Origin of the sequence: Arthrobacter sp. TB 26, assembly GCF_000427315.1 — a bacterium.
GTDB lineage: Bacteria > Actinomycetota > Actinomycetes > Actinomycetales > Micrococcaceae > Arthrobacter.
In genome coordinates this window covers 1,797-3,823 of the sequence record NZ_AUPJ01000063.1, presented here as the reverse complement: position 1 = coordinate 3,823, position 2,027 = coordinate 1,797, and the positions used below count along the sequence as shown (strand labels likewise).

The 2,027-nt window shown below is 67.3% G+C and carries 2 protein-coding genes (1 of these 2 only partly in view); one reads left to right on the top strand and one right to left on the bottom strand.

The window, feature by feature from the left end:
* Positions 1 to 1,761: glycoside hydrolase family 15 protein (locus K789_RS0101190; protein WP_024365152.1), on the bottom strand; the 1,761-nt coding region annotated here is incomplete at its 3' end.
* 168 nt (positions 1,762 to 1,929) lie between these two features.
* Here K789_RS0101190 and K789_RS0101185 point away from each other — a divergent pair.
* Positions 1,930 to 2,027: the start of a DUF72 domain-containing protein gene (locus K789_RS0101185; RefSeq protein WP_024365151.1), read on the top strand. The gene runs 655 nt beyond the window's last position; only the first 98 of its 753 coding nucleotides appear in the window; its start codon is at positions 1,930 to 1,932; its stop codon lies off the right edge, out of view.

Sequence of the window (2,027 nt, the reverse complement as noted above, 5' to 3'; positions counted from 1 at the left end):
CACCCCGTCTTCATGCAGTTCCAAGGCGCTCATCACCAGGGCAAAGTGGCTGAAGGCCTGCGGCGTATTTCCAAGCTGCCTTGCGTCCTCGATGCTCCATTCCTCGCTCAGGAGTCCGACGTCGTTGCGCAGCGCCAGCAGCCGCTCGAACAGCTCCCGCGCCTCGTGGTTCCGTCCCGCCCCCAGAAGCGCCTCGACCAGCCAGAACGAACAGGCGAGGAACACTCCCTCCCCGCCAGGCAAGCCGTCGTCGGATTCGGCCGGCTTGTACCGCCGCAGGAAGCCATCGTGGGTCAGTTCCTGCTGGATGGCATCAATCGTCCCGACCACGCGCGGGTCATCCGTGGGCAGGAACCCGACCCTCGGGATGAGCAGCAGGCTCGCGTCGAGTTCGGGCCGCCCGTAGGACTGCACGAAAGTGTTTCGTGCAGCATCGAAGCCCTTGGCCATAACGTCCGCATGGATGGTGTCCCGGAGTTCCTCCCAGCGGTCTGCGGGTCCGGGCAGTCCGAAGTCCCGGACCCCCTTGACCATGCGGTCGGCCGCCACCCAGGCCATCACCTTCGAGTGGGTGAAGTGCCGTCGTGGCCCGCGCATCTCCCAGAGCCCGTTGTCGGGCTCCTGCCAGGCAGTCTCCAAATGGTCCATCAGGGCGAGTTGCACGTCCCAGGATTCGTCGGTGCTTGTCAGCAGCGAATTCCGGGTCAGGGACAGGCAGTCCAGCACCTCGCCCCAGACATCGAGTTGAAGCTGCCCGGCGGCGCCGTTCCCGGTCCGGACCGGGGCGGAGTTCTCGTACCCCCGCAACCAGGACAATTCCACCTCGGGCAGGCGGCGCTCACCGTGGATGCCGTACATGATCTGCAGGTCCTTGGGGTCTCCCGCCACTGCCCGCAGCAGCCAGTCGCGCCAGGCGGCGGCCTCCTCCGTGTAACCCGCCGAAAGCAGCGCCTGAAGGGTCAGGGTGGCATCACGGAGCCAACAGAAGCGGTAGTCCCAGTTCCGTTCGCCGCCGAGTTCTTCCGGCAGCGAGGTCGTCACGGCCGCCACGATCCCGCCGGTGGGGGCGAACGTCAGCGCCTTCAGCGTGATCAGCGAGCGCTGCACCACCGCACGGTAGGGCCCGGTGACTGTGCACTGGGCAGACCAGCTCTGCCAGAAGTCCTCCGTCGATGCCAGGACCTGTTCCGGGTCCACTGCGCGGGGACGGCCAAGGTGGCTCGGGGTCCAGGTCAGGACGAACGGGACCCGGTCGCCGGCCTTGACGGTGAAGTCGCTGATGGTCTGCAGTCGCTCGCCCCGCAGCGGCGCCTTGGTCACGAGGTACGCGGCATCGGGGCCCGCGACGGCGTGAATCCCGCGGTCGTCGTGGCGGACCCACGGGACGATGTGGCCGTAGTCGAAGCGCAGGACCAGCTCACCGCGCATCTGCACCGTGCCGCGGAGTCCCACCACAATGCGCACAATGTCCGCCACCGAGTCCCGGGGCGGCATGAAGTCGATGACCTTGATCTTTCCCGTGGGCGTCTCCCACTCCGTTTCCAGGATGAGGGTGCCCTTGCGGTAGCGCCGCCGCGTGCATTCACCGCCACCCTCCGGTGCCAGCAGCCAGCGCCCTGCACGGGGTGTGTCCAGCAGGGCGTTGAAGCAGGCGGGCGAGTCGAAGCGCGGCAGGCACAGCCAGTCAATCGAACCTTCGGTGCTGATCAGCGCAGCCGTGTGCAGATCGCCGACCAGTGCGTAATCCTCAATGCGAGCCATGGGACTTACAGTGCCACACGCGTTTCCCTGAGGACTAGGATCCAGAGAAGCTGATACGGAACTTCGGACCGTCGGCCCCGTAGGTCGGCGGGATGCCCTTGCCCCGCACGACGGCGGGCCGTCCGGGGATGTCAGGCGGGCACGTCGAGCCGGGAAGGGACGGGCGGGATGGACCAGAGCACACCCCGGACCGGGACGGCGCATATCGGCACCAGCGGCTGGAGCTATGACCACTGGGAGAACGTGCTCTACCCGCCGGGACTGCC